25 protein-coding genes are annotated in these 25,148 nt (G+C 62.1%); 11 read left to right on the forward strand and 14 right to left on the reverse strand.

Annotated features, from left to right (window positions below; genetic code table 11):
* The first annotated feature begins 9 nt into the window (after positions 1-9).
* Entirely contained in the window at positions 10-942 is a 933-nt protein-coding gene (locus PPN31114_RS21430; protein WP_150681527.1) for a SphA family protein, read from the forward strand.
* A 94-nt stretch (positions 943-1,036) separates the two neighbouring features.
* On the opposite strand, the gene PPN31114_RS21435 is transcribed toward PPN31114_RS21430, so the two are convergent.
* Positions 1,037-1,960, reverse strand: a complete 924-nt coding sequence (locus PPN31114_RS21435; protein ID WP_150681528.1) for a LysR family transcriptional regulator — start codon at positions 1,958-1,960, stop codon at positions 1,037-1,039.
* Between the two features lie 159 nt (positions 1,961-2,119).
* On the opposite strand from PPN31114_RS21435, the gene PPN31114_RS21440 reads away from it, so the two are divergent.
* Positions 2,120-2,776 carry a chromate transporter gene (locus tag PPN31114_RS21440; protein WP_246182680.1) on the forward strand — a complete coding sequence of 219 codons (657 nt, stop codon included), beginning with the start codon at positions 2,120-2,122 and terminating at the stop codon, positions 2,774-2,776.
* Positions 2,773-3,303: a chromate transporter gene (locus PPN31114_RS21445; RefSeq protein ID WP_150681529.1), complete on the forward strand. Its 531-nt coding sequence runs from the start codon at positions 2,773-2,775 to the stop codon at positions 3,301-3,303. The genes PPN31114_RS21440 and PPN31114_RS21445 overlap by 4 nt, the downstream gene beginning before the upstream one ends.
* Before the next feature lie 20 nt (positions 3,304-3,323).
* On the opposite strand, the gene PPN31114_RS21450 is transcribed toward PPN31114_RS21445, so the two are convergent.
* Positions 3,324-5,030, reverse strand: a complete 1,707-nt coding sequence (locus tag PPN31114_RS21450; RefSeq protein WP_150681530.1) for a hypothetical protein — start codon at positions 5,028-5,030, stop codon at positions 3,324-3,326.
* 105 nt (positions 5,031-5,135) lie between these two features.
* On the opposite strand from PPN31114_RS21450, the gene PPN31114_RS21455 reads away from it, so the two are divergent.
* The 3 genes from PPN31114_RS21455 to PPN31114_RS21465 all read left to right on the forward strand — a co-directional run bounded on the left by PPN31114_RS21455 (position 5,136) and on the right by PPN31114_RS21465 (position 8,612).
* Entirely contained in the window at positions 5,136-5,762 is a 627-nt protein-coding gene (locus PPN31114_RS21455; protein WP_150681531.1) for a LysE family translocator, read from the forward strand.
* 46 nt (positions 5,763-5,808) lie between these two features.
* Complete coding sequence (locus PPN31114_RS21460) at positions 5,809-6,573, forward strand: DUF3047 domain-containing protein (protein ID WP_150681532.1); 765 nt, start codon at positions 5,809-5,811, stop codon at positions 6,571-6,573.
* A 254-nt stretch (positions 6,574-6,827) separates the two neighbouring features.
* Positions 6,828-8,612 (forward strand): peptidoglycan D,D-transpeptidase FtsI family protein, encoded by a 1,785-nt coding sequence (locus PPN31114_RS21465; protein ID WP_150681533.1) that lies wholly within the window; start codon positions 6,828-6,830, stop codon positions 8,610-8,612.
* A 300-nt stretch (positions 8,613-8,912) separates the two neighbouring features.
* On the opposite strand, the gene PPN31114_RS26240 is transcribed toward PPN31114_RS21465, so the two are convergent.
* The 5 genes from PPN31114_RS26240 to PPN31114_RS21485 form a co-directional block, all read right to left on the reverse strand.
* The gene (locus PPN31114_RS26240; RefSeq protein WP_174988321.1) at positions 8,913-9,278 is read right to left on the reverse strand and encodes a cytochrome o ubiquinol oxidase subunit IV; all 366 of its coding nucleotides are present in this window, start codon (positions 9,276-9,278) and stop codon (positions 8,913-8,915) included.
* A complete protein-coding gene (locus tag PPN31114_RS26245) occupies positions 9,279-9,905 on the reverse strand; it encodes a cytochrome o ubiquinol oxidase subunit III (RefSeq protein WP_174988325.1) in 627 nt (208 codons plus the stop codon). It abuts the gene before it with no gap.
* Between the two features lie 2 nt (positions 9,906-9,907).
* Positions 9,908-11,887, reverse strand: coding sequence for a cytochrome o ubiquinol oxidase subunit I (gene cyoB, locus PPN31114_RS21475; protein WP_150681750.1), 1,980 nt, complete (start codon positions 11,885-11,887; stop codon positions 9,908-9,910).
* A gap of 15 nt (positions 11,888-11,902) precedes the next feature.
* Positions 11,903-12,976, reverse strand: coding sequence for a ubiquinol oxidase subunit II (gene cyoA / locus PPN31114_RS21480; protein ID WP_150681534.1), 1,074 nt, complete (start codon positions 12,974-12,976; stop codon positions 11,903-11,905).
* A 512-nt stretch (positions 12,977-13,488) separates the two neighbouring features.
* Complete coding sequence (locus PPN31114_RS21485) at positions 13,489-14,118, reverse strand: LysE family translocator (protein WP_150681535.1); 630 nt, start codon at positions 14,116-14,118, stop codon at positions 13,489-13,491.
* Between the two features lie 270 nt (positions 14,119-14,388).
* On the opposite strand from PPN31114_RS21485, the gene PPN31114_RS21490 reads away from it, so the two are divergent.
* A complete protein-coding gene (locus PPN31114_RS21490) occupies positions 14,389-14,853 on the forward strand; it encodes an Lrp/AsnC family transcriptional regulator (RefSeq protein ID WP_150681536.1) in 465 nt (154 codons plus the stop codon).
* Between the two features lie 25 nt (positions 14,854-14,878).
* Here the strand turns inward: PPN31114_RS21490 and PPN31114_RS26475 are convergent, their stop codons facing one another.
* Positions 14,879-15,028, reverse strand: coding sequence for a hypothetical protein (locus tag PPN31114_RS26475; RefSeq protein WP_246182681.1), 150 nt, complete (start codon positions 15,026-15,028; stop codon positions 14,879-14,881).
* Here PPN31114_RS26475 and PPN31114_RS21495 point away from each other — a divergent pair.
* Positions 15,027-16,499, forward strand: a complete 1,473-nt coding sequence (locus PPN31114_RS21495) for a sensor domain-containing diguanylate cyclase (protein ID WP_246182682.1) — start codon at positions 15,027-15,029, stop codon at positions 16,497-16,499. The genes PPN31114_RS26475 and PPN31114_RS21495 overlap by 2 nt on opposite strands.
* Here PPN31114_RS21495 and PPN31114_RS21500 read toward each other — a convergent pair.
* Together PPN31114_RS21500 and PPN31114_RS21505 are read right to left on the reverse strand one after the other, a co-directional pair.
* On the reverse strand, positions 16,415-17,548 hold the full coding sequence (locus PPN31114_RS21500) for a LysR family transcriptional regulator (RefSeq protein WP_150681538.1): 1,134 nt from the start codon (positions 17,546-17,548) through the stop codon (positions 16,415-16,417). The genes PPN31114_RS21495 and PPN31114_RS21500 overlap by 85 nt on opposite strands.
* On the reverse strand, positions 17,545-19,035 hold the full coding sequence (locus PPN31114_RS21505; RefSeq protein WP_150681539.1) for an MFS transporter: 1,491 nt from the start codon (positions 19,033-19,035) through the stop codon (positions 17,545-17,547). The genes PPN31114_RS21500 and PPN31114_RS21505 overlap by 4 nt, the downstream gene beginning before the upstream one ends.
* A gap of 65 nt (positions 19,036-19,100) precedes the next feature.
* Here PPN31114_RS21505 and PPN31114_RS21510 point away from each other — a divergent pair, with 65 nt between their 5' ends.
* Positions 19,101-19,766: a helix-turn-helix transcriptional regulator gene (locus PPN31114_RS21510; protein WP_150681540.1), complete on the forward strand. Its 666-nt coding sequence runs from the start codon at positions 19,101-19,103 to the stop codon at positions 19,764-19,766.
* 16 nt (positions 19,767-19,782) lie between these two features.
* Here the strand turns inward: PPN31114_RS21510 and PPN31114_RS21515 are convergent, their stop codons facing one another.
* The gene (locus PPN31114_RS21515) at positions 19,783-20,100 is read right to left on the reverse strand and encodes a YnfA family protein (RefSeq protein WP_150681541.1); all 318 of its coding nucleotides are present in this window, start codon (positions 20,098-20,100) and stop codon (positions 19,783-19,785) included.
* Between the two features lie 114 nt (positions 20,101-20,214).
* Between PPN31114_RS21515 and PPN31114_RS21520 the strand changes: the two genes are divergently transcribed.
* Together PPN31114_RS21520 and PPN31114_RS21525 are read left to right on the forward strand one after the other, a co-directional pair.
* Positions 20,215-20,418, forward strand: coding sequence for a SlyX family protein (locus tag PPN31114_RS21520; RefSeq protein WP_150681751.1), 204 nt, complete (start codon positions 20,215-20,217; stop codon positions 20,416-20,418).
* A 200-nt stretch (positions 20,419-20,618) separates the two neighbouring features.
* Positions 20,619-21,179 (forward strand): DUF1439 domain-containing protein, encoded by a 561-nt coding sequence (locus tag PPN31114_RS21525; protein WP_150681752.1) that lies wholly within the window; start codon positions 20,619-20,621, stop codon positions 21,177-21,179.
* 113 nt (positions 21,180-21,292) lie between these two features.
* Here the strand turns inward: PPN31114_RS21525 and PPN31114_RS21530 are convergent, their stop codons facing one another.
* From PPN31114_RS21530 to PPN31114_RS21540, 3 genes are all read right to left on the reverse strand, one after another.
* Entirely contained in the window at positions 21,293-21,718 is a 426-nt protein-coding gene (locus tag PPN31114_RS21530; RefSeq protein WP_150681542.1) for an organic hydroperoxide resistance protein, read from the reverse strand.
* A 213-nt stretch (positions 21,719-21,931) separates the two neighbouring features.
* Entirely contained in the window at positions 21,932-22,516 is a 585-nt protein-coding gene (locus PPN31114_RS21535) for a TetR/AcrR family transcriptional regulator (RefSeq protein WP_150681543.1), read from the reverse strand.
* A gap of 158 nt (positions 22,517-22,674) precedes the next feature.
* The gene (locus PPN31114_RS21540) at positions 22,675-24,849 is read right to left on the reverse strand and encodes a TonB-dependent siderophore receptor (RefSeq protein WP_150681544.1); all 2,175 of its coding nucleotides are present in this window, start codon (positions 24,847-24,849) and stop codon (positions 22,675-22,677) included.
* Positions 24,850-25,148 lie beyond the last annotated feature (299 nt).

A 25,148-nucleotide genomic window follows, 5' to 3' on the forward strand; every position in this document is an offset into this window, starting at 1 on the left:
GAGGAGACAATGCATAACAACGATCAAAAGCACTTCCGCGCGCACGCATCCCATCCGTCGCGTACGTCATTTTCCCGGCTTGCCGCACTTGCCACGTTGAGTGTTGCGGCGTTCATGACAGCACCGGCGCATGCAGCGGGTCACTACGTGCCGGGGGTCGAAGGCATTCAAGCTGCATCGGTGCCGGGCCCTGGCATGTATTTCCTCGGCTACGCCGTGAACTACAACATCAATCGCGTGACCGAGGCCCCGGGGAACAACGACGGTACGGTCAACGCGCTGGCATTGCGCGGCGCTTGGATCACGCAGGCCACTTTCCTCGGTGCGAACTACGGCGTAGAGGCCATCGTGCCGATGACGGCCAAGTCGTTCACGTTCAACGGCATCGGGTACGCGGGAAGCAGCCGCGGCGTGGGTGACATCTATGTCAGCCCGTTGGTGCTCGGCTGGCACGGCGCACAGTGGGATCTCTCGTTCGGGCTGGGCCAGTGGCTCAACGTGGGCACGTTCTCGGCCACCGATCCGTCGTCGCCCGGCAATGGCTATTCGTCCACGATGCTCTCGTTCGGCGGTACCTATTACCCCGATACGGCAAAGCAGTGGTCGCTGTCGGTGCTCATGCGTGCCGAGAAAAACTATTCGCAGCGGCAGACGGGCATCACGCCGGGTAACGGGTTAGTGGTCGAGTGGGGGGTGGCGCGCCACATCACGCCGACGACCCAGATGGGGCTGGTCGGTTACTACCAAGGGCAGATCTCGAACGACAGCGGCGACGGTGCCAGCCCGATGCGCCCGCGCAAAGCGGCGGTGGGGGTGCAATTCGACTGGCTGATCCCGAGTGAGAAGCTGTTCCTGAAGGTGGCCGGGTACACCGAGTACATGGCTGGGGGCGGTTCGACGAAGGGCAACTTGATCCGGCTGGCACTGGTCAAGGCGTTCTGAGCCTGAAAGTGCCCGCGAGGTCGATCGCGGGCACTTTCATCGCGCCACGCGGGGCTCACGTGAGATTTAGGCCCCGCTACCCCGCCTCCCCCCTCTACCCTCCACTTTCCGATTTCGCCGCCGCACGCACATGGTCGAGCAACCGCGCGGTCGGCCCGGCGAGTACCCCTTCTCGATACGCGAAATGCAGCGGCGCGCGCGGGGCAGGTGTGAGTGGCCGGTAGACGATGCCTTCCACCTGCATGCGCATGAGCGACGCGGGAACGATCGACACGCCCAGACCGGCGGCGACCAGCGAGAGTGTCGACGGCAGACGCGGGGCCTCTTGTTCGATGTTTGGACTGAAGCCCGCCCCGTGGCAGGCAGCAATGATCGCGTCGTATAACCCTTGCCCTGTGCGGCGCCGATAGAGAATCAGCTTCTCCGCCGAGAGTTCGGTCAGCGGCACGGCCGCCTTTCCAGCGCGGCCCTTGAGCGCGAGGGCATGCGACGACGGCACCGCCAACACCATCGGTTCTTCCAACACCGGCATGATCGCAATTTGCGCAATGTCGCCGAGTGGCTGACGAATGAACACCGCATCGAGTTGACCGTCGCGCAGGCCGTCGATGAGTTCCGTCGTGCTGCTCTCGTCGAGCATGAGCGACACCGCCGGGGCGTCGGCGCGGAAAGCCCGAATCACTGCGGGAACAAACGGATGCAACGCCGACGAACTCGTGAAGCCCACGGCCAAGCGCCCCTTCACCCCTGCCGCCACTCGGCGCACGTCGTCGACCGCCTGATCGAGCTTGCGCACGACGTCGTAGGCGTCGCCCAGAAACGCCTGCCCCGCGTCGGTGAGGGCCATGCCGCGCGGCAGGCGGTCGAACAGTGTTACGCCAAGCTGCGTCTCCAGCACACGAATTTGTTGTGACAGCGGCGGCTGCCCAATGCCGAGCCGTTCGGCGGCGCGCGTCATGTGGCCCGTTTCGGCCACCGCAATGAAGTAGCGCAGCAGGCGGATGTCGATATTTGCCATATTGGTTCGATATGATTCAAGTCACTTCCATATATTGGACAATATAGCGCATCCGACCTACTCTGACGGTGTCCCGCGCGGCGCCCGTGCATCCCCTCAGCGATGTCACCTCCTGCCGGGCGGCCCCCACGGCTGTTGTAGTTTTAGAAAGATCCCGTCATGCAAATTCCGGCTCCGCCCGCCAAGCTCGCCTCTTCGGCGACGCGTCCACCTGACGCTTCGGCACCTCACACCGATTCCACGAATTCCACCAACCCTACCGTTACCTCAGACGGTAACGACATCGTCATCCCCAGCATTCGCCAGCTTTTCTTCGGCTTTCTCGGTTTGGGGATGACGGCATTCGGCGGTGCGCTGCCGCTGGCGCGTCGGATGATTGTCGAGAAGCACCGCTGGCTCACACCGCACGAATTCACCGATTTGCTTGGGCTGTGTCAGTTTCTACCCGGCGGCAACATCATCAATTTGTCCGTCGCGCTGGGCATGCGCTTTCACGGCTGGCGCGGCGCGCTCGCCTCGATTCTCGGCTTGATTGCCGCACCGTCTGCCGTCGTCATCATGCTCGGCATGGTGTATCAGCACTTTCAGAACGACCCGCACGTGAAGCATCTCTTCGCTGGGCTTGCCGCAGCTGCTGCCGGTCTGCTGATTCAGATGGCGTGGAAAGTGTCGTGGCCGCTGCGCAAGTCCGTTGTGTTGGCGGGTGTGGCGGCAGCGTGCTTCATCATGATTGCCGTGCTGCGTGTGCCGCTCGTGCTCACCATGCTGATCATGACGCCGCTCTCGATTTACGCCACGTGGAGGGTTTCGCAATGACGAGCACGCTCATCTCCCTTGCGCTCATCTTCACGCAGTTGTCCGTACTCGCGTTCGGTGGCGGCAACACTATCCTGCCCGAGATGGAGCGTCAGGTCGTCGACATTCATCATTGGATGACCTCCGAAGAATTCAGCGCCTTGTTCGCGCTGGGGCAAGCCGCCCCCGGCCCGAACCTCATGATCGTCACGCTTGTGGGCTGGCATGTGGCGAGTTGGCAGGGCATGCTCGTCACCACGCTGGCGAAGTTCGGGCCATCGTCGCTCATCACGATCTTCGTGCTGCATCTGTGGCAACGCTTCAAAGACCGACCGTGGCGGCGCATCGTTCAGGCCGGATTGATGCCGATGACGGCCGGGCTCGTTGCGGCGAGTGCAGCGCTGATTGCGCAAGCGTCGGCCACGTCGTGGCTGCTGGCAGGCATCACCGCGAGCGTGGCCGTGCTGGCGATCCGCACCCGCGTGCATCCGCTTTGGTGGCTCGCCGCGGGGAGTGTGGCGGGGTTGATCGGCGGAGCTTGGTTCTAACGCGATTAGCTATGGCGTCATTACCTTTGCGTGCGCCTATGGCGTGATTTGGACGAACGCGGGGGCTTCTTGCGCCAGGGGCCCGGCTGATCGGGCGGGTTACCATCGTCGCCCCCCGGCGCATCGAATGGCGGCACCTCTCCAGTTCTGCCTGCGTGACATACCTGGGCAAACGATGCGTACCAGTGGCGCTCGCCGATGATTTCCACGCCTTTGACAAGGTCGTTCCACTCGGGTGAACCGACCCCAAGCGATGCGGGGGTATCCATACGTGCGAGTGCCGTCAAGCTGGCCGCAAGTGACGAGGTCTGCGTATCCGTCATATCCGGCAGCTCGGGCTCCGAGGCGAGCACGCGTACCAGCCACTTCGCCACGTGCTCGGGCATCGACGCTGGCGCAGGCCCGTACTCGTCGTCTGGGGGATCGCCATCCCAGCGCCAGTAGCCTCGTACCGAGATATCGCCCATCACCGCAACGCCCAATCGCTCGAGCATCTCCCCGTAAGTCATGTCGGTGGATGTCGCGATGATCAGTTCAATCTTCGCCGTCACACGCCAGCCGAGGGGCGTACGGTCGCATTCGTGGCGAACGCTCGCGGCAATACCCGTCACAACACGCGAGCGCACACGCTCGAGGGCCGCTTTGTCGGTGAGACGTTCCCGCGATTCGCGGATTTCTCGCGCACGGGTCGCGCTTGAATCGGGTGATGCCGAATCGTCGTCGATCGCCCTGTAGGGCGCCAGAAGATCGCTCGTGGTTTCTTCGGGGTCGAACAATTGCACATCCACCGGATGCACCGAAAACGTCGGCGCGCCCTCTTTGTCGTGTTCCCAATCGGGGGCTAACAAGGCGTGAAGCAATGCGAACGAGTCGTTGTGCTGAATCAGCGTGTGCGGGTGTGTGTCGAGGAAAATCGACTTCGCATAGTCAGCGTCCAAAGAGAAGCCAAGACCATGCGCTAACAAGGCGCATAGCTGTGTGACTCGGTGACTTTTCAGATCGGTGTCTTGCGGTGTATTCGACAGATGAACGACCAAAGCACGGGCGATTTCGATGTCCGCCAACGGCCGGTCGGGATTGGGTTTGCGAGTCAGACTCAGTGCGTCATCGTACTGTCGGTTTGCCCGGCGCTCGTCTAGAGAGAGATGGATCTCCTGCGCTTCGCGCCAGGTGTCGTACTCCGTTGGCTGCGCGGATTTCCCTGCCATATTCCGTGGCATCCAGTGTTCCGGGCGTAGCCATGAAGCGAAGCGCTCCGACATCAATGCTTTTACATTGCTTGCCGCTAAAAGCGCGAGCCCCATGCCCACCGCGGTGGCAAATGGCGCGCAATACCGGTTATAGACCTGTAGGGTTCCCAACCCTTCCCCGGGGCGGGTCAGAGCGATAGCGGTTTCATTGAACCGTGAAAGCTCCAAGGTTCCGTAGAGCTCGGAGCAATTCTTTACTGCATCGATGTTCTGCTGAATGCTGCCTTTTATCAGCCATGCCAGAATCTCCCCGGGGTTCCACGTTCGCTCGACGCACGCTTGCTGACGAGGGTCACCTTGCTGCCAACCCAGAATTTCCGTGGTCAGCGCTGTTGGGTTGATGATGTCCGGCTTGAAATTGACGGATGATGGCATTTCGATTCTCTCTAGCGGAGTCAGTGGAGTGCGCAGATTGCCGCGCTCGCGGGCGTTGGACTTCAGGAATTCCTCACGGCAATGTGCAATCACGCTTCGCATCGGTACCATGCGCGGCGCTTACAGCCCTTCCAGCAGCCCCGAGCCAAATCTGGGATGATGTCGCCAGCGCGCTGCCAGACTGCGGCCCCGATTCACGGAGACTCCATGCCGACCCTTGCCACCCTCGCTACGTTTTTTGCCGTCGTCCTCGGGCTGTTCCTGATTCCCGGACCGGCCGTGCTCCTCACCATCACCCGCACCGTGCAGGGCGGACGCCGCGCCGGCGTCATGACCGGCATGGGTATCGCGCTGGGCGACCTTGTCCATACCCTGTGTGCTGCCGTGGGGCTGTCGGCGGTGCTGATGACTTCCGCGCTCGCGTTCGACGTCGTCAAGTACATCGGCGCGGCCTATCTGATCTATCTCGGCATCAAGGCCCTGCGTGAGCGCCCGAGCGATCCGCAGTTGCCCGTGGCACCGCAAGTCTCGCCCACGCGTGCGTTTGCGCAGGCGGTCGCCACCGAAGTGCTCAATCCCAAGACGGCGCTTTTCTTCCTCGCGTTCATGCCGCAGTTCGTGCATGCGAGCGAAGGGAACGTGTTCATGCAGTTTCTGGTGCTGGGGATGGTGTTTGTCGCGATGAGTGCCGTGTACACCGCAGCCATTGCGTTGTCGGTGCGCCCGCTCGGCCGGTTTGTGAAGCGCTTCACGTGGCTGCTGCGCTGGCAGGGCAAGATCATCGGCACCATCTTCATCGGATTGGGCCTGCGTGTGGCCATGCAGCAGCGGTAACTTGTCCGGGGCCGGAGCGCCCCTCTCAAAGCCGGAGTCGCTCACTATGCAACGCATCGTCTCGCCGCTTCGCATTTCCCGAATGGCTGTACTCGCCGCCCTCCTCGGCACCGTCGCCCCGCTTGCGGCTCTCGCGGCGGATGGCGATGCCGACGGTGCCGCCCTCTTCTCGCAGGCCGCTGTCGGCGCCGCACTGCCGTCAGGCTGGCAGAACCTGCCGGTCGTCAAAGGCAAGAAAATCACCAAGTACACCGTTGTCGCCGATGGCGGGCGCAACGTCGTCGAGGCCAATTCCGTCGATTCGGCGTCTGCGCTGATGAACAAGGGCAGCGGCATCGATCTGTCGGCCACGCCCACCGTTTCGTGGCGCTGGAAAGTGGCGGGGGCGATTCCGGGGGCTGACAACCGCAATGCCGACAAAGAGGATTCGCCTGCGCGGATCGTTTTCTTCTTTGATGGCGACAAGTCGTCTCTGCCCTTCGGCGACCGCGCGGCGATGAGTCTTGCCAAGGCGGGCGGCGAAGATTTGCCGTACGCCACGCTGATGTACATCTGGTCGAACGATGCCGAGCCCGGTGGCGTGATTCAGAACCCACATACCGACCGCGTGCAGATGCTCGTGGTGGCGGGCGGCGATGCGAGCATCGGCAAATGGCAATCCTTCTCGCGCAATCTCGCGGCCGACTACGAGCGCGTTTATCACGAGAAGCCGGGCAAGCTGCTCGGTTATGGGGTTTTCACCGACAGCGACAACACCCATGCGAGTGCGCATGCGTGGTACGGCGACATTCGGTTCGGTCCGGCGAAGTAGTCGAGTGCCTCGCGGCGTTCAGCATGCGATTTTTCGCCAATTCGCTGCAATTCGCTGCGTCCGGTTTCGTCTGCTGACACCCGTTGGCGCTTCAGTTGCAGCGGCGCCGAAAAAAACGCTGCAAGCCCCGTCTGACGGGGCTTTTGCGCTATTGCAACAGTCGCTTGCGTGCTACGCTATCTGGCCTAGAATTTGAGCCAGAGTCTGCTGATCGGCTCACCGCAGTCATCGCATCTCAACGCCCCGCGAGCGCCATGCAAAAGAAACGCCAGCCCAAGGACGTCACGTTCTCCGCCAGTCCGGTCCTGCAATCGCGCATGTCGTTGTGGCGCTCCAAACTCGTTGTCATCGTCATCACCCTTGCCTTCATCGGTCTCGTCGTCCGCGCGTTCTGGATCGCGGGGCCCGGCAACGGCTTCTACATCGCGCAGGGCGAAAAGCGTTACGAGCACACCATCGTCATGCCCGCCGTGCGCGGCAAGATCGAAGACCGCGACGGCCGTGTGTTGGCGACCAGTCTGCCGATGCGCACCGTGTGGGCGGTGCCAGCCGAAGTGCCTGACGACCTTTCCGACAGCGATATTCAGCAAGCGAGCAAGCTGCTCGACATGCCTGCCAAGGAACTGCGCAGCAAGTTGATCGGCGAGAAGAAATTCGTCTACATCAAGCGGCAGGTATCCCCCGAGATCGGCAAACAGGTCGAGGCGCTGGGCATTCCGGGCGTGTACGAGAGCAGTGAGTACAAGCGTTTTTATCCTGAAGGCGATGTGGCCGCGCACGTGGTGGGTTTCACCAACGTCGAGGACAAGGGGCAGGAAGGGATGGAGTTGGGCGAGGAGCCGTTGCTTGAGGGGACGGCGGGTGTGCGGCGGGTGATTAAAGATCGGATCGGGCGCACCATTCAGGATCTCGACGATTCCAGTCCGCCGCGCGATGGTAAGGACATTCGCCTGACGCTCGATACGCGCGTGCAATACATCGCCTATGAGGCATTGAAGAACGCGTTGGATCGCACGGGCGCGAAAGCGGCAATGGCCGTCGTCATCGACGCCAAGACGGGCCAGGTGCTGGCCTTGGCGAACCTGCCGACGTACAACCCGAACGACCGAGAGCATTTGACGGGTGAGCAGTTGCGCAACCGGGTGTTCACTGACGTGTTCGAGCCGGGTTCGATTCTCAAGCCGTTCACCATGGCGTTGGCGTTGGACTTGCACCGTCTGACACCGGCGACGTTGATCGACACGGGCCCGGGCCGTTATGTGTTCGAGGGCGCGACGATCAGTGACGACAGTGCGAATGGTGTGTTGACGGCGGCAGGCGTGATTCAGAAGTCGAGCAATATTGGGATGACGAAGGTGTCGACCATGTTGCGGGCGGAGGAAATGTGGGACATGTTCACCGAGATTGGTTTGGGCCAGCAGCCGAAGCTGGGATTCCCGGGTGCGGTATCGGGCCGTTTGCGCCCGTATAAGTCGTGGCGGCGGATTGAGCAGGCGACGATGGCGTACGGGTACGGCATTTCAGCGTCGTTGTTCCAGCTGGCGCGCGCGTACACGATCTTTGCGAACGATGGTGTGTTGGTACCGATTTCGATCATCAAGCCGGACACCCCGGTGCAGCCGGAGGGTGTGCGAGTGATTGACACGCATACAGCGTCGGAGATGCGGAAGATGTTGGCGGGGGTGGTGGATACGGGTGGTACGGCGACGACGGCGCAGGTGGCGGGTTACAGCATTGGCGGGAAGACGGGTACGGCGTATAAGGCGGGTGCGCACGGGTACGACCATTCGAAGTATCGGGCGTCGTTTGTGGGGATAGCGCCGTTGTCTGCGCCGAGGTTGGTGATTGCGGTGTCGGTGGATGAGCCGAAGGCGTCGCAGCACTTTGGGGGTCAAGCGGCGGGCCCGGCGTTCGCAGAAATCGCTTCACAGGCCTTGCCGTTGTTGGGTATAAGGCCGGACTTGCCGGTGAGACCGGGTGTGATCTTGGCGGCCCCGACGACGGACACGCCCCCGGACGTACCCGGATCGCACGGGTAAGGAAAAAGCGGTGAAACGACGGGGAATATGAGCGGTGGTTGTCGGCCCTCTGGCGGAGCGACTTTAAATTGGAGTGAGCCAGAGGGCCGGCGAGCGCCGCGGGTGCTGAGGGTTGAGAGAACGACGGCGGTGGTGGCAAGCGCGGTGTCGACGAATCGGTAGCGCCAGCGCAAAAAGGGCAGTTCGATGACTCGAACTGCCCTTTTTGCTTACCGCTGCGGCTAAAGAAAAAGGCGGCTCGAAAAATTCGAAGCCGCCTTTCTCAACCATCACACGCTAACAAAGCGCGCCGGGAAAACCTTACATCCCAGGCATCATCAGCGAGTTGGCGTTGTGCATGATCCACAGCGAGCCGACGAGCACGATGGCGACGATCAGGCCGGTGAACAGGAACGCCATGATGTTCCAGCGTTGTTCCGACGAGCGGTCCATGTGCAGGAAGTAGACCAGGTGGACGATCATCTGGATGAGTGCGGCGCCGAGAATCAGCGGCAGCACTGTCGAGGGCGGCATCGTGCCGTCCATGACCAGTTTGAACGGCACCACGGTCAGGATCACTGCGAGCACGAAGCCGATCAGATACGACTTCACGCTGCCGTGGCTACCGCCGGCGGCATTATGGCCAGCGTCGTGGCCGTGCGATTGCACCGATTTGCTATTGCTCATTTACATCGCTCCCATCAGGTACACGACCGTGAACACGCCGATCCAGACCACGTCCAAGAAGTGCCAGAACAGCGAGAGGCACTGGAGGCGGGTCGTGTTCGTCGAGGTCAGGCCCTTCTTGCCGATTTGGAACATCAGCACGGCCATCCACAGCAGGCCCGAGGCCACGTGCAGACCGTGGGTGCCCACGAGCGCGAAGAACGACGACAGGAATGCGCTGCGTTGCGGGCCGGCGCCTTCCAGGATCAGGTGATGGAACTCATACAGTTCCATGCCGACAAACGCGGCGCCCAGCAGCCACGTCACGGCCAACCAGCCCATGACCGTGCCCTTCTTGCCGCCGTGCAGGCCGACCATGGCGAAGCCGTAGGTGATCGACGAGAACAGCAGGATGAACGTTTCGACCAGCACGAACTTCAGGTCGAACAGTTCCTTGCCGGTGGGGCCGCCTGCCGACGAGTCACGCAGCACCGCGAAGGTGGCGAACAGGCCGGCAAACAGCACCAAGTCGGTCATCAGGTACACCCAGAAACCGAAGATCGTGTTGCCGCCGGTGTCGTGGTGCGCGTGGTCGTGCGCATGCGCATCGGCATGCGCGCCCGTGTGTTTAAGAACTTCGCTCGTCATGATTAAGCCTTTGCTGCTACAGCCAGCGCCTGATGGTGGGCCTTTTCAATGGCCACCACTTCCGGCGATTGCACGTAGTAGTCGATCGAATCGTCGTTGCTGCGGCAGATGAATGCCACGATCATGCCGACGAAGCCAACGATAGCCAGCCACCAGATGTGCCAGATTGCGGCGAAACCGAACACCAGCGAGAACGCGCTGATGATGAAACCGGCGCCAGTGTTCTTCGGCATGTGAATCGGGGCGTAGCTCGTCTTCAGATCGCTCTTGATGCCGTGCTCCTTGCGATAGGCCAGCTCGTCGATGTCATGCACGCGCGGCTCTTCAGCAAAGTTGTAGAACTGCGGCGGCGAGGACGTCATCCACTCCAGCGTACGGCCGTTCCAGGGGTCACCCGTCGTGTCGGCCAGCGCCTTGCGGTTCTTGATCGACACCACCACTTGCAGCACCTGGAAGCCGATACCGGCGGCGATGAACAGCGCACCGATGAGCGCGGCGATCAGCCACGGCTGCCAATCCGGGTTGCTGTAGTGGTTCAGACGGCGCGTCATGCCCATCAGACCCAGCACGTACAGCGGCATGAAGGCGAGGTAGAAACCGATGATCCAGCACCAGAAGCTAGCCTTGCCCAGACGTTCGTCGAGCTTGAAGCCGAAAGCCTTCGGGAACCAGTAGTTCATACCGGCGATGTAACCGAACAGCACGCCACCGATGATCACGTTGTGGAAGTGAGCAATCAGGAACAGCGAGTTGTGCAGCACGAAGTCAGCGCCCGGCACGGCGAGCAGCACGCCCGTCATACCGCCGATCACGAACGTCACGATGAAGCCCAGCGTCCACAGCACCGGCACGGTCATTTGCACGCGACCGCGGTACATCGTGAACAGCCAGTTGAAGATCTTCACGCCCGTCGGGATCGAGATGATCATCGTCGCGATACCGAAGAACGCGTTCACGCTGGCACCCGAGCCCATCGTGAAGAAGTGGTGCGCCCACACGAGGAACGACAGCACCATAATCGCGGCCGTGGCGTACACCATCGACTTGTAGCCGAAGAGCTTCTTGCCCGAGAACGTCGAGATGATTTCCGAGAAGATACCGAACGCCGGCAGAATCAGGATGTACACCTCAGGGTGACCCCAGATCCAGATCAGGTTGATATACATCATCGGGTTGCCGCCCAACTCATTCGTGAAGAAATGGAAGTCGAGGTAGCGGTCGAGCGAGAGCAGCGCCAGGGTCACCGTCAGCACCGGGAACGCAGCGCACACCAGCACCATCGTGCACAGTGCGGTCCACGTGAAGACCGGCATCTTCATCAGGTTCATGCCCGGAGCGCGCATCTTCAGAATCGTGACGACGAAGTTCACACCCGTGAGCAACGTCCCCAAGCCTGAAATCTGCAAAGCCCAGATGTAGTAATCCACCCCCACGCCGGGGCTGAACTGAATGCCCGAGAGCGGCGGGTAAGCCAGCCAGCCCGTGCGAGCGAATTCACCAATACCGAGCGACAGGTTCACCAGCGCCATACCGGCCACGAACAGCCAGAACGACAGCGTGTTCAGGAACGGGAAGGCCACGTCGCGTGCGCCGATTTGCAGCGGCACCACGAGGTTCACCAGGCCCGTCATGAACGGCATTGCCACGAAGAAGATCATGATCACGCCGTGGGCGGTGAAGATCTGGTCGTAGTGTTCAGGCGGCAGAACGCCAGGCGCGTTGTGCGCGAGTGCCAGTTGGGTACGCATCATCATGGCGTCGGCAAAGCCGCGCAGCAGCATGATGAGAGCGACGAGCACGTACATGATGCCGATCTTCTTGTGATCGACCGACGTGATCCACTCGTTCCACAGGTACTTCCATTTGCCGAAGTAGGTGAGCAGCGCAATGATGCCCAACCCACCCAGCACCATCATGCCCACGGCGCCGACGATGATCGGCTCGTGGTACGGGATGGCTTCGAGGGTCAGTTTGCCAAACAGCGTTGACATTGTTGTTTACTCCTTATGCGCGTGCGCGGCCGTACCGGCGGCGTGCATCGCATGCGCGCCGGCGTCCATGGCCATGGTCATGGGCTGGCCGTTCTGCACGTTCGCTGCCGCAGCCGGAGCTGCGACGGCGTCGGTACCCGCGCCCTTCATTTCCATCTTCATGTCCATGCCCTTCATGTCCATACCGTCATGGGCATCGTGACCGGCGTGACCCTCATGCTGCTGAGCCATGCCCGAGGCCATCGGGGCGTGCACGATCGACTGGAACATGTTCGCGTCGACCGAGCTGTAATACGTGACCGGCGTGTTCTCGCTCATCGGCACCAGCGACGAAGCGTAAGTCGCCTTGTCGAGTACCTTCTTCGACTCGCGCACCTTCGCAACCCATTGCTGGAAGTCGTTGTCCGTCATCGCCAGCGTCTTGAAACGCATGCCCGAGAAGCCGCCGCCGCTGTAGTTCGCCGAAATACCGTCGTACGAGCCGACGTGATTCGCGATCAGGTGCAGCTTCGTTTCCATGCCGGCCATCGAGTAGATCTGGCTACCGAGTTCCGGAATGAAGAACGAATTCATGATCGATTCCGACGTGATCTTGAAATTCACGGGGGTGTCGACCGGCACGGCCAATTCGTTGATCGTCGCGATACCTTGTTCCGGGTAGATGAACAACCACTTGTAGTTCATCGACACCACTTCGACCGTGATCGGCTTCACGTCGCTTTGCAGCGGCTTGTAGGGATCAAGTTCGTGGGTGCTGACCCAGGTAATACGCGCAAGAATCGCAATGATGATGATCGGCACCAGCCACACCACGACCTCAATGGCCGTCGAGTGGGACCAGTTCGGCTCATAGCGCGCCGACTTGTTGGTCGCGCGATACTTCCACGCAAACCACAGCGTCATCACGATGACCGGAATCACAACGATCAACATCAGCCAAGTGGCCGTGAGGATCAGGGATTTGGTCTCTTCTCCGACCTGCCCTTTGGGGTTGAGCAGCGCCATGTCGCAGCCAGCCAAAAGCAGCGGCGCGCACAAGGCGAGGAGCCTAAGCAATCGCGGGTTTCTGTGTTTCTTCATGTCACACGACAGGGTTGAGTTGGCCAGCGAACGGCACAACACGGGCTTACCGGCCTGATGCAGGGTCGCAGGAGGTTGGCAAGGGTTAAGGTGAGACGGGAGCAGTCGCCGCGCCGGTATTGCACCGGTCGAGCTACGACGACTGTGTCATCGAAAAGACGGGAACCGGGGCCAGGTTGCCGCCCGCAGACCTCAAGTCACTGTCCGACTTCTTGTCTTTTACTTCCATCACGGTGCGGCATTATGCCGAAGTTTAATTAGGCGGGACATGCCAGGCGCGGCTGCGCGACAATGTGTCGCGCCGGTCACACGCGTACGCGCGCGACGTTTTCAACGCAGATGTAGGGGAATTTGACGGCAAACGCTGTGCAATGCAGCAATTGGGTAACGTTCCCAATTTTCAATGGGTGCGACGTTCTGTCGCACCTCACTTTGCCGTGTCGCAGCGAAATGCACCGAGATGGTGCGTGTATTTGCCCTGCGGGTAGACCCGTAGCTTAACGCGAGCCGCGTCAGTCGAGTGACAGTCTGACGGCGAACGCCATGAGCGCCGCCGCGAACGACCAGCGTTGTACTTTTTGTGCAAGCGGACGTGTGCGCAGCCAACGCGCGATGTGGGCGGCCCCGAACGTCAGCGTGACGTCGAACACTGCGCCGACCGCCACCAACAGCACGCCCAATTCCAGCACTTGCGACCAGATCGGCCCGGCTTCCGGACGCACGAACTGCGGCAGCAGCACGGAACAGAACAGCAACGCTTTCGGATTCAACACGCTGGACAGCACACCTCGGCGCACCGCGTGGGCCAGCGGGGGTGCCGCGTCGCGCGAGGTCGAGAGTGCTTCGATGCCGAAGGCGGGCGAGCGCCAGATTTGAATGGCGATCCACGCGAGATAGATCGCGCCAGCAATGCGCACCGTCTCGAACAGCCACGGCGCCGCGCGCAGCAGCGCCGCCACCCCGCAGGCCGAGAGCGTCACGTGTCCCGCGCGTGCCAGCGCCAGTCCCGCCGACGTCGCCAGCCCGTGCCGCACGCCTCGCACCATGCTCGTTTGCATCACCAGCGCCATGTCGGGTCCGGGCAGCGCGTACACGACCACAAGCGCGCCGATGAAAACCATGAGCAACTGAAGCGAAACCATGACACCTCTCCGAAACCAGCCACGCGGGCCGCAAAGGCAATCATGATCACGCTAATTCATGAGCGATAGATGGCGTTTTCCAACCACCATGAATGCCAAACATAGCTGATTACACCAATGCAAGCACAAGATCGACACAATCCCCCAACACGGAAAAGCGTCACCATCCAACCGGCTTAGGTCATCTGGATGAGGGGTAAGGCTTCCCCGGGGCCGCATATCGTGGTGGAATGCCGTCTTTGCAGCTGAATTTGTAGCGGGATACCCACAATGAACGAACTCGACGCCATCGATCGGGCGATTCTCTCCATCGTCCAGCGCGACGGTCGCATCTCCAACGCCAAGCTTGCCGAGCGCGTGTCGCTGTCCGAAACCCCTTGCGCGCGCCGCCTCAAACGTCTGGAAGCCGACGGCTATATCACCGGCTACCGCGCCGAGTTGTCGCGGCGAGCGCTGGGCCTGGGCGTTGTCGCCTTCGTGCACGTGCGCTTCGCCGTTCACGACCGGGCGCTCTCCGAGCAGTTCGAGCGCGAAGTTCAGGCCATCGAGCGCATCGTGTCGTGTCACAACATCTCGGGCAGCGCCGATTACCTGCTGGGCGTGGTCGCCACCGATCTGGACGATTACGGCCTGTTCACGCGCGACGTGCTGCGCGCCCTGCCCGGCGTCTCGTCCATCGAATCGATGCTCTCGCTGCGTGAAGTCAAACGCGACACCGGCGCCCCGTTGCTCTGATTGCCGCCCCTTTTCCTCATAGGGGTTACGGCGGGTTTGACCGTAGAATGACGGCCTGACCCGACTTCAGGTGCCACATGCCGGACGCCATGCCCGCAGTACCTTCCACGTCTTCCGCCGCCACCACCGTTGCTGCGGCCACTCCCCCGTCGGTTGCCAGCGACGACGCCGTCATGTTCGATCTCGCGCCGGTCTCGCTCTGGCTCGAAGACTTCAGCGGCGTGCGGCAATTGTTCGATCAATGGAAGGCGCAGGGCGTGACCGATCTGCGCGCGCACTTCAAGACCGACCCGGCGCACGTGTCGGCGTGCTCGCAGCGCATTCGCGTCATCAAAGTCAACCGCAAGACCTTGTCGATGTTCAACGCGCCGTCGCTCGACGCGCTCATCGAGAACCTGCCGCGCGTGTTCCGCGACGACATGCTCAAGACGCACATCGAAGAGCTCTGTCAGCTCTGGGATGGCCGCACGCACTTCACTAGCAAGACCGTTAACTACACCTTGGATGGGCGGCGTTTGGATGTGCTGCTCAACGGCTCGGTCCTGCCGGGACACGAAGCGTCGCTCGACCGTGTGCTGATTTCGCTCGAAGACGTGACCGAGCTCGAACATGCACGCGAGCGCGTGACCATGGGCGAGCAGTACGCGCGCGGTCTGTTCGAATACTCGCCGGTCTCGCTGTGGGTGGAGGATTTCAGCGCGATCAAGCTGCTGCTCGACGACGCACGCGCACGCGGCATTACCGACTTCCGCACGTTCACCGACGTGCACCCCGAGTTTGTCGAGCGCTGCATGCAGGAAATTCACGTGCTCGACGTGAACCGTCACACACTTGCGATGTTCGTCGCCACCGACAAGGCCACGCTGCTCTCGCGCCTGCCCGATGTGTTTCGCGACGACATGCGGCACAACTTCCGCGAGCAATTGGTCGATCTGTGGGAGAACAAACTCTTCCAGCAGCGTGAAGTCGTGAACTACGCGCTCGATGGCAACGAGATCAACGTCCATCTGCAATTTGCCGTGCTGCCCGGACACGAGGCGCGCTGGGATCTGGTGCTCGTGGCGCTCACCGACATCACCGCGCGCAAGAAGGCAGAGTCGTATCTCGAATTCCTCGGCAAGCACGACGTGCTGACCAAGCTGCGCAACCGCTCGTTCTATGTCGACGAATTGAACCGGCTGGAGCGCAAGGGCCCGTATCCGGTGACGGTCGTCGTCGCCGACTTGAACGGACTCAAGGCCGTGAACGACCAGCTCGGCCACGCGGCTGGCGATGCGCTGCTGCGTCGCGCCGGCGAAGTGCTCGGCAAGTCGGTGACGGCGCCGCAGATTGCTGCGCGCATCGGCGGCGACGAGTTCGCGCTGCTGCTGCCGTCGACCGATGCCACGGGCGGCGCGGCGATGATGGAGAGCATTCGTCAGCTCGTCGAACTCAACAACTCGTTCTATCCGGGCACGCCGCTCTCATTCTCGATGGGCATGGCGACGTGCGAAGCGGGCGAGCGCCTCGAAGCCACCGTGCAGAAAGCCGACCTGCTGATGTACGAAGAGAAACGCAATCACTACGCGGGCAGCCTGAACGAGCGCCGTACCGTCGACGGCTTGCCGTCCGGTACCGGCCCGGCGGGGGGTGTCGGCGGCGCGTAACCCTGTTGTGAGGCGAGCGGCTCGCAAATCTGCGCGAGCCAATCGACGAACGCGCGCACACGCGGCGACACGCGCTTTTGCGCCGGGTACGCCGCCGAGAGCCGCAGCGGCGGCGGCGGACATTTCGGCAACACCGGCACCAGACGCCCCGACGCGAGATAAGGTGCCGCCGCCAGCAGTGTCGGCTGAATCAGCCCGAGCCCTTCGAGCCCTGCCGCCAGATACGCAGCCTCGTCCCCCACATGCAATTGGCCCCGCGTGCGCACGCACGTCGCGCGGCCACCGACCATCAACGTAAGATCGCCGCAACGAGCCGTCACCGAAGGCGATGGCAGTGGCGACGACATTCGCAATGCCCGCGATGCCGCGCGCGATGCGCCGAGCGCAGGCAGTGCGTCATTGGCCGCTAGCGCAGATCGGGCGTCGGGTTCCGTCTGCATCATGGCCAGCGACTCCGCAGGCGCAGTCAGCCACTTCACCGATGTGTGCACCGTGAGCGCTTCGAGATCGTCAGGCACCCCGTGCGTGTCGAGATAGCGGCGGCTGGCACACGTCACCCGAGGCAGATCGCCCAGATGCCGCGCCACGAGCCGCGAGTCGGGCAATTCCCCCAGCACCACACCGCACTCCACACCATCGCCGCGCCAGTCACCGTGCGCGGGCGTCGCGTCGAGTGCGATTTCCAGGCCCGGGTAGCGCGCCTGAAATTCCGCGAGCGCAGGCATCACGATTTCGCGCGCGATGACCGGCGGCAGCACGACGGCGAGACGTCCGCGCAACTGCACCTCTGCGCCGAACAACCCCGCTTCCACTTCTTCGATATCGGCCAAAATCGCCGCGCAGCGCTCGTAATAGACCGCGCCTTCCATCGTGAGCGCGATACGGCGCGTCGAGCGCGTGAAGAGCGCCACGCCGAACCAGCGCTCCAGATGCTGCACTTGTGTCGTCGCCGTCGCGCGCGGCAAGTCGAGCGAGGCCGCCGCTTTGGTGAAACTGCCGACGTCGGCCACGCGCACGAAAGTGCGCATGGCGGTTATCCGATCGATCATGTTGCCTCCTGCCCGGAAACTGGGACCGCCACGCGGCCACGCAATGCCAGCACGGCGGCTGCCGCCGGTGCCAGCGCAAAAACGGCAAACAACCAGACCGATGCGCGCTGCACATCGGCATACTGCCCGTCGGCCAGTCCGGCCGAATTCGCAACGAGTCCGGCGAGCGCCGAGCCAAGCGCCATCGCGTACAACTGCACCGTCGTAATCGAGGCCGACGCCAAATGCGCTTCACCGGGACGCGCCGCCGTCATCACACGCGTGAGCAGATGCGGCCACCCCATACCGACACCCACGCCGACAGCAAAGAGCGCCACGCAAATCGACGTCACCCCGGCCACAGACTTGAAGAGATCGGCCTGCGGCAATAGCCATGCAAGCGACAGCATGCCGAGCGTGACGATCACCGGCCCCAACCGTACGCGCCGCTCGGCCGCGTCACCGTGGCGTCCCGCGCTCGTCATCGATCCGACCGACCAACCCGCCGCCATCAGCGCCGCCAGATAACCGGCGGCAAACGGCGTCTGACCGTGCAGGTTTTGCAGGAAATACGGGATATAGATTTCGCTCGTCGTCGTAATGCCGAGCAGGCTCATGGCGGCGTACAGCGCGCCCAACCGCGTGCGCAACGAGTACGCGCCCGTCGGCAGCAAACGCGGCACCGCATGACGCGCACTGCGCTCGCGTTGTGCGAGCCACCACGTCAGCACCAGCCCTGCCAGCACCCACGCGGCAGCGATCAGATGAGAGCCGACCACGGCGGCCAGCGAAATAGCCACCACCGATGCCGACAGCAACACCACCTTGAACCACGGCACGGCATCACTCTCTTCGGCCTGCGTGGCGTCGTGTTTGCCCGACGTGTTGTCTTTCGACGCGCCGACGCGCCCGGCCGGAACTTGCGCACGGATGATCAGCGCCAGCCCGACGACCACAGGCAGCAACGACCAAAACGCCCAGCGCCAGTGACCGAACTGTGCGAACACGCCGCCCACAGCAGGCCCGCATAACGTGGCGACACCCCACATTCCGGACACCAGCCCCATCGCCCGCGACCATAGCGGCGGCGCAAACACCACACGAATCAGCGCGTAACTGAGCGAGAGCAAGATGCCGCCGCCAAACCCCTGCAACGTTCGCCCGGCCAGCATCCACGTCATGCTCGGCGCGGCCGCGCAAACGATGGTCCCTGCACTGAAGCCGATCAGTGCCGCAACGTAGGCCGTGCGCGGCCCAAGCGAAGTGAACAGTTTCGACGCAAGTACCGAGCCGAGAATCGACGCCACCACGAAGAGCGTGGTGTTCCACGAATACAGATCGAGTCCGCCGATTTCGCGCACGATCGACGGCAGCACCGTCGTCGCCACATAAACATTCGTGGCGTGCAATGCCACCCCGCCCGCCAGTGCCAGCGAACGCCAGCCGTTGTTCCCGCTCAGCAAATCGCGCCATCCCGGCGCAGCGGCATTCGTCGTTGTTGTTGTCATGGATGGACAGTCGGCTGCTGGCCGACTAATATGCAAGATAATTCTTGGATATTACATGCGGCACAATGAATTACCCAAATAACCACTTGGATAATAGGGCGACGGTTCCCAGCGCAGGTCACGAGCGCGTCTTGCACTGGCTCAAGACACAGGGACCGGCGTCGACGGCGGAAGTCGCGGCTGCGCTCGGCATCACGGCGGAGGCGGCGCGTCAGCAGGTGCAAAAGCTGGTCGCCGAGGGCTTGCTTGCTGGCCAGACGATGCCCTCACGCGGCGCAGGCCGCCCACGTCAGGCGTGGATGCTCACGGCGGCCGGGCACAACCGCTTTCCCGATGCGCACTCCCACCTCACCATTCAATTGATCGGCTCGATCAAGCAGCTCTTCGGCGACGACGGGCTGCACCGATTGATTTCGCAACGCGCGGCGGAAACCCGCACGCAGTACAAGCACGCCATCGATGGGTTGCCGACGCTATCGCAGCGGCTCACGCGGCTGGCGGAGATTCGGTCGGCGGAAGGGTATATGGCGCGAGTGGAGCGCGATGGCGACGACTGGCTGCTGATCGAAGATCACTGCCCGATCTGCGCGGCGGCCAAAACGTGTCAGGGCTTTTGCAGCAGCGAACTAGAGTTGTTTCAGGAGCTGGTGGGATCGCGCGGCGCGGTGTCCCGCGAGACGCACATCCTCGCGGGCGGTCAGCGTTGCACGTATCGCGTGCGGCCGAGTTGATTGTGGATCGACGGTCTCAGCGCGGCTGAAACGCGATCAGGCCCATGCCGATCAACGCGACGGCGACACCCGCCACATCCCACGGCGTCGGGCGCATACCGTCGACGGCCCATAGCCAGACGATAGCGACCGTGATGTACACCCCGCCATAGGCCGCGTACACACGCCCGGCGGCCGCCGGATGCAACGTCAGCAACCACGCGAAGAGCGCGAGCGCCAGCGCGCCGGGCACCAGCAGCCACGCGCTGCGATCTTGTCTAAGCCACAGCCACGGCAAGTAGCAGCCCACGATTTCCGCCACGGCCGTGACGACATAAAGCAGAAAGGTTTTCATGGTGCGATTATGCCCAGAACCCCTGCCATGGCGGCCAAAGACCCACACGCCGTGCGTCAATGCCGCGGTCGATGGCCTACAATGCCGCGTTCACCGGAGAAGCTCATGGAATCGTTGGAACCGCGCATCGTCGAACTCGAGGTCAAGACGGCGTTTCAAGAAGACCTGATCGAGACGCTCAACGAGATCGTCACGCGTCAGACGCAGCAAATCGATCTGCTGCAAAAGCAGTTCAGCGCGCTGTACCAGCAAATGTTGTCGCAAGGCCAAGGCGGTAACGACGGCAACCCGCGCCACGAAATCCCGCCGCATTATTGATTCGGCACCGCTGCCGAACGAATCGACGTCATCGCAGTCCCATCACCATCGACGAAGGACGCACGGATGTCTCGTGCGGTGACGTCTCTCTCGGCCTCCCGGCCCATTGCGCTATGACTTCACGCCGCTCCTCGCAACACATCACACTGCCTGCCACGTCCGACCTCATTGACGCACGCTCACCCATCGCCCGGCGCGACATGTTGCGCCTCGCGTCGCTTGGAGCGTTCGGTTTGATGCTCGCGCCCGTGATGCGCCCCGCGCGCGCCGCGTACAACCTCTGGACCGGCGAATACACGATGACGCGTCAGGAGATCGAGACCGCTGTCGACAAGCGTTTCCCGACGACGCTGCGTTATGGACAGTTGCTGTCGGTGGAATTGACGCATCCGCAACTCGGCTTCAATCCGCAGGCGAACCGCGTCAACACGCAGGTGGATGCGCAAGTCGCGAATGTGCTGATCGGCGGGCAGCCGATGAAAGGCGTCATCGCCATGTCGAGTGCGCTCAAATACGACCCGGTGAAGCGCGCCGTCGTGCTCGACAACCCGAGCGTGGAGCGCGTGGATGTCGACGGCATGCCGCCCGCTTATGGACAGCAATTGAGTGCTGTCGGCGGCACGGTCGCGCAGCAGGTGCTCAATCAATATCCGATCTACACATTCAAGCCGGAGCAACTGCGTTACGGCGGGCGCGACGTCGAACCCGGTGCCATCACCGTGCTGCCCGATGGCATTAAAGTCGAGATCAAAACGAAGTAACGCGCGCTGGCGGCAGGACGTCTACCGATAAAAAAGGCTGAGCCCCCCTACGGCGCTCAGCCTTTTTCGCATCCATATGGCGACGGTATCAAACCGTCAGCGCGCAACGTGACTTAGACAATCGTCAGCGTCACGTCGATGTTGCCGCGCGTTGCGTTCGAGTACGGGCACACGATGTGGGCCTTTTGCACCAGCGATTCCACCACGGCACGGTCCACGCCCGGCACGCTGATCTTCAGTTCGGCTTGAATGCCGAAGCCCGTCGGAATTTGACCGATACCGACGCTGCCGTCGATCTTCGTCTCAGCCGGCAATGCGACTTTTTCTTTCCCGGCGACAAACTTCAGCGCGCCCAGGAAGCAAGCCGAGTAACCGGCGGCGAACAGTTGTTCCGGGTTCGTACCGCCCACGCCCGGGCCGCCCATTTCCTTCGGCACGACCAACTTCACATCCAGTACACCGTCCGACGAGACGGCGCGGCCATCGCGGCCCCCAGTGGCGGTGGCATGAGCGGTGTACAGCACTTTTTCGATCGACATGACGAACTCCTAGTGAGTGGAAAAATGATCTTAATGCACCTGCCTGACGACTACCGTGACGCTTTTCAGTTTGGCGCGTCCCGTTTGTCCGGCTTTGAACGACTACTTCACATTTGCTTATCTACTCATAGATAGATAAACGAACCCAAATAAGCGGGAGTCTCGCTCCCGCATTCCTGCCTTCTTGCTTCTTGCCGACTGTCTGCGCAGGGCTCACGCCATCGCGCAGACCGACGTCACGACATCCCCGAGCCGCGATGGCGACCGGAACAACCGCGACGCCATCACACTGCCCTGAAACCCGGCGAACAGCGCACGGGCAGCGGCCTCCGGCGACGACGTCAGCTTCAACGAGCCGTCCGCCACACCTTCAGCCAACACGCGTGCCAGCCATGCTTCGTGAAACGCGAAAAACTTCTGCACCGCTTCACGTACCACTTCAGGCAACGTCTCGATGTCTGCCGCGAGCATGCCGCACAGGCAAATCCGGTGGCCGTCCGCAGCGATCAACCCAAACGCTTCGGCGTATTGCCGCAGCTTTTGCGCGGCCGGGAGCGTTTCATCGATACTCGCCAGCCCCTCGCTAATCGCCGCGTCGTAAGCCTTCACCGCTTCGAGCGCCAAATCTTCCTTGGCCGGGAAGTAGTAATGGATGCTCGACGTCTTCACCCCAACCCGCTCCGACAGATCCCGGTAGCTGAAGCCGTTGTAGCCTCGCGTCATCAGGAACGTCTGCGCTTGCTCCAGCAGTTGTTCCCTGACGCTTGGGGTGTTGGGCGATGTCGTTGTGCGATTCATGTAACGGAGTTTATCTACTGGTAGATAGATAAGCAAGATGTTTTTCGCGGCGCAGCGATTGATTCTTTTTATCGGGGCGATTGCCTCGGAAGCTAGGCAGAAGACGCGGGGCGGCGGCCCCCGATCCGAACGAGGTGCCGCCCACGGGATGTTGCCGATCAGAAGTCGATCTTGGCGTTCAGGCTGACCATGCGCGGGTCGGCCGGTTTGATGTAGTTGTCGTACTGGTACTCCCAGTACTTGCGGTTCGTCAGGTTGCTCACCGCGGCGCGCAGCGTCACGTCCTTACCGGCGACGCGCGTGCGGTAGGTCGCACCGACGTTAATCAACGTGTAGCCCGACACCGTGAGCGAATTCGCCGGGTTCAGCACCGTGCGGCCGTTGTAGCGGATATCGCCGCCGACCGACAGACCCGGCACATATGGAATCTTGTAGTCGACGTTGCCCGAGAGCACGAAGCGCGGTGCACCGCCCACGCGATTACCGTCGAAGCCGTTCGTGCGCGAGTACCAGCTATCGAGCGCCATGGCGCTGGCGCCCAGCGTCCACTGCGTGCCCAGCTTGACCGAGCCCGCCATTTCAATGCCCTGATAGATCGACTGCCCGTCCGAGACGCGCACATTGCTGCTATCCGTGTACACCGCGCCGCGCTCGATGCGGAACAGCGCCGCCGTCGCGCTCCAGTTCGACTGCTCCGTCTTCACACCCACTTCGTACTGACGGCTCTTGACCGGGTTCAGCACGGCACCCGCGTTGGCGTATTGCACGGCGACGACCTCACCCGCTTCCAGCGCCTCGACATAGCTCGCATACGCCGTCGTGTTCGGCGTGAGCTTGTACATCACTGCGATAGTCGGCGTGACGACGCCGTTCTTCGAGTACGTCGATACGCCTTGCGCGTTCGTCTGGTTGTAGTTCGTGAAGCGAACACCAGCGAGCACCGACCAGCGATCGGTGAGCTGCACCGTATCCGAGGCAAACGCCGAGCGTTGCTCGATGGCGCTCGAGCGTTGCGCCTGAAGCGGCGTGCCGTTGCCGTAGTACTGATACGACGTGCCCTGATAGAGGTTGCCCAAGTACGTCGGGCTATAGACGTACGCGTAGTCGTTCGTCTGATATTGCGAGGCGATGCCGAATGTCAACTGATGCGCAAACGGCCCCGTGTGCAGCTTGCCTTCGGCCGTGATCTGCCACGCGCGGAACATGTTCGTCTCGGCCCCCAGATCGTTCTGACCGCTGAAATCGCCCGCGCCATTCAGCAGATAGAGCGTCGCTTCATTACGATCGCGCGTCGATTTGTTGAACGCGTAGTTCGCCGACACCTTCCAGTCCGGATTGATCTGATATTGCAGCCCGGTCGTATAGAACTGCGTGATCGTGTTCAGATGCGTCGCCTGCGTTTGCAGGTTCGCGGTCGACGCGTTGATCGGCCCTGGCAGTTGATTGCCCGTGAAGCTGTACGTCGAGAGCGACGGCTGCGTGCCCGTGGCGCGACGGTCTTGATACATCGCACCGAAATTCCACGTCAGGTCGCGCGTGATTCGCGCGTCGAGCGCGACCGACACCGTATCGCGGTTCAGATTGCCGTCCGTATAGGTGCGGCCCTCTTCGTGCGTGTAGTTCAGGCGCGCGCCGAACATGTCGTCGGGACCGGCACGCCCGCCCAGATCCACGTGTTCGCGCCAAATGCCTTCCGAGTGAAAGCCGACGTCGACGCTGGCAATACGCTCGTCGGTCGGCTTCTTCGTCACGTAATTGATCACGCCGCCCGGCGCGACAAAGCCGTACATGAAGCCCGACAGGCCTTTGAGCAATTCCACGCGATCGAACTGTTCGTAGGGCATGGTCACGCCGTAGGTCATCACCGGCAGGCCGTCGAGCTTGAAGCCGTATTGCCAGTCGACCGGCATGCCGCGCACGTAGACGTAGCCCGCCCATGCGTCGAACGCGTTGCTGCCGTCGGTGACCGAGGCGTCGGTCGCGAACACGTCGCCGAGCTTGGCGGGCTGCCGCTGTTCGAGCTGCTCCTCGCTCACCACCGTGGTCGAAAACGGCGTGTCGAGCTGGCTGCGCGAACCGAGCGCCCCGTTCGACACCGATTGCTTCAGGTTCTGCGGCGTCTCGCGCAGGACCGAACTCGTGACCGTGGTGGCCTTGAGCTCGGCAGGTGCCGTGGCCGAGGTGTCGGCCGTGGCGTTTGCGGCGGTGGCCTGCGCGCTTGTGTCAGCCGACTGGGCCAAGGCAGGTGTGCTGACGGCGAACGCGAGCAACGTGGCGAGGGCCAGCGGCGAAAGCTTGGCGCGCCGGGCGAGCGTGACGTGATCGAAAGACATGAACGAAATCCCGAGTGACGAGTGCAGAAATCTTTTTGTTAATGAGAATCGTTAACGTTCTCATTCGTAGCGCGGGATGTTAGCAGACTGTCACGCATCGTCAACAAACGTTGAGCCTCGGCCAAAGAAACAACACGCAAATACAACATTTCCAATCCTTACAGGGTCGGAAGCGATGTCGTGCGTCAGCCCTGAAAAGAACCCCGGGCGCAGGCGCGGAAGAACGCGATAAATGAGCTAGTATTGCGGCACTGTCGCCGACCGGGCGGCCAATTGACTGGAACGCCGGTCCTCATCCG

Origin of the sequence: Pandoraea pneumonica, assembly GCF_902459645.1 — a bacterium.
Lineage (GTDB): Bacteria > Pseudomonadota > Gammaproteobacteria > Burkholderiales > Burkholderiaceae > Pandoraea > Pandoraea pneumonica.

What these genes read in the sequence shown, in the direction of transcription:
- PPN31114_RS21430 (WP_150681527.1), top strand. Translation starts at nt 10, where the DNA reads ATGCATAACAACGATCAAAAGCACTTCCGCGCGCACGCATCCCATCCG.
- PPN31114_RS21435 (WP_150681528.1), bottom strand. Translation starts at nt 1,960, where the DNA reads ATGGCAAATATCGACATCCGCCTGCTGCGCTACTTCATTGCGGTGGCC.
- PPN31114_RS21440 (WP_246182680.1), top strand. Translation starts at nt 2,120, where the DNA reads ATGCAAATTCCGGCTCCGCCCGCCAAGCTCGCCTCTTCGGCGACGCGT.
- PPN31114_RS21445 (WP_150681529.1), top strand. Translation starts at nt 2,773, where the DNA reads ATGACGAGCACGCTCATCTCCCTTGCGCTCATCTTCACGCAGTTGTCC.
- PPN31114_RS21450 (WP_150681530.1), bottom strand. Translation starts at nt 5,030, where the DNA reads ATGCGAAGCGTGATTGCACATTGCCGTGAGGAATTCCTGAAGTCCAAC.
- PPN31114_RS21455 (WP_150681531.1), top strand. Translation starts at nt 5,136, where the DNA reads ATGCCGACCCTTGCCACCCTCGCTACGTTTTTTGCCGTCGTCCTCGGG.
- PPN31114_RS21460 (WP_150681532.1), top strand. Translation starts at nt 5,809, where the DNA reads ATGCAACGCATCGTCTCGCCGCTTCGCATTTCCCGAATGGCTGTACTC.
- PPN31114_RS21465 (WP_150681533.1), top strand. Translation starts at nt 6,828, where the DNA reads ATGCAAAAGAAACGCCAGCCCAAGGACGTCACGTTCTCCGCCAGTCCG.
- PPN31114_RS26240 (WP_174988321.1), bottom strand. Translation starts at nt 9,278, where the DNA reads ATGAGCAATAGCAAATCGGTGCAATCGCACGGCCACGACGCTGGCCAT.
- PPN31114_RS26245 (WP_174988325.1), bottom strand. Translation starts at nt 9,905, where the DNA reads ATGACGAGCGAAGTTCTTAAACACACGGGCGCGCATGCCGATGCGCAT.
- cyoA (WP_150681534.1), bottom strand. Translation starts at nt 12,976, where the DNA reads ATGAAGAAACACAGAAACCCGCGATTGCTTAGGCTCCTCGCCTTGTGC.
- PPN31114_RS21485 (WP_150681535.1), bottom strand. Translation starts at nt 14,118, where the DNA reads ATGGTTTCGCTTCAGTTGCTCATGGTTTTCATCGGCGCGCTTGTGGTC.
- PPN31114_RS21490 (WP_150681536.1), top strand. Translation starts at nt 14,389, where the DNA reads ATGAACGAACTCGACGCCATCGATCGGGCGATTCTCTCCATCGTCCAG.
- PPN31114_RS21495 (WP_246182682.1), top strand. Translation starts at nt 15,027, where the DNA reads ATGTTCGATCTCGCGCCGGTCTCGCTCTGGCTCGAAGACTTCAGCGGC.
- PPN31114_RS26475 (WP_246182681.1), bottom strand. Translation starts at nt 15,028, where the DNA reads ATGACGGCGTCGTCGCTGGCAACCGACGGGGGAGTGGCCGCAGCAACG.
- PPN31114_RS21500 (WP_150681538.1), bottom strand. Translation starts at nt 17,548, where the DNA reads ATGATCGATCGGATAACCGCCATGCGCACTTTCGTGCGCGTGGCCGAC.
- PPN31114_RS21505 (WP_150681539.1), bottom strand. Translation starts at nt 19,035, where the DNA reads ATGACAACAACAACGACGAATGCCGCTGCGCCGGGATGGCGCGATTTG.
- PPN31114_RS21510 (WP_150681540.1), top strand. Translation starts at nt 19,101, where the DNA reads ATGAATTACCCAAATAACCACTTGGATAATAGGGCGACGGTTCCCAGC.
- PPN31114_RS21515 (WP_150681541.1), bottom strand. Translation starts at nt 20,100, where the DNA reads ATGAAAACCTTTCTGCTTTATGTCGTCACGGCCGTGGCGGAAATCGTG.
- PPN31114_RS21525 (WP_150681752.1), top strand. Translation starts at nt 20,619, where the DNA reads ATGTTGCGCCTCGCGTCGCTTGGAGCGTTCGGTTTGATGCTCGCGCCC.
- PPN31114_RS21530 (WP_150681542.1), bottom strand. Translation starts at nt 21,718, where the DNA reads ATGTCGATCGAAAAAGTGCTGTACACCGCTCATGCCACCGCCACTGGG.
- PPN31114_RS21535 (WP_150681543.1), bottom strand. Translation starts at nt 22,516, where the DNA reads ATGAATCGCACAACGACATCGCCCAACACCCCAAGCGTCAGGGAACAA.
- PPN31114_RS21540 (WP_150681544.1), bottom strand. Translation starts at nt 24,849, where the DNA reads ATGTCTTTCGATCACGTCACGCTCGCCCGGCGCGCCAAGCTTTCGCCG.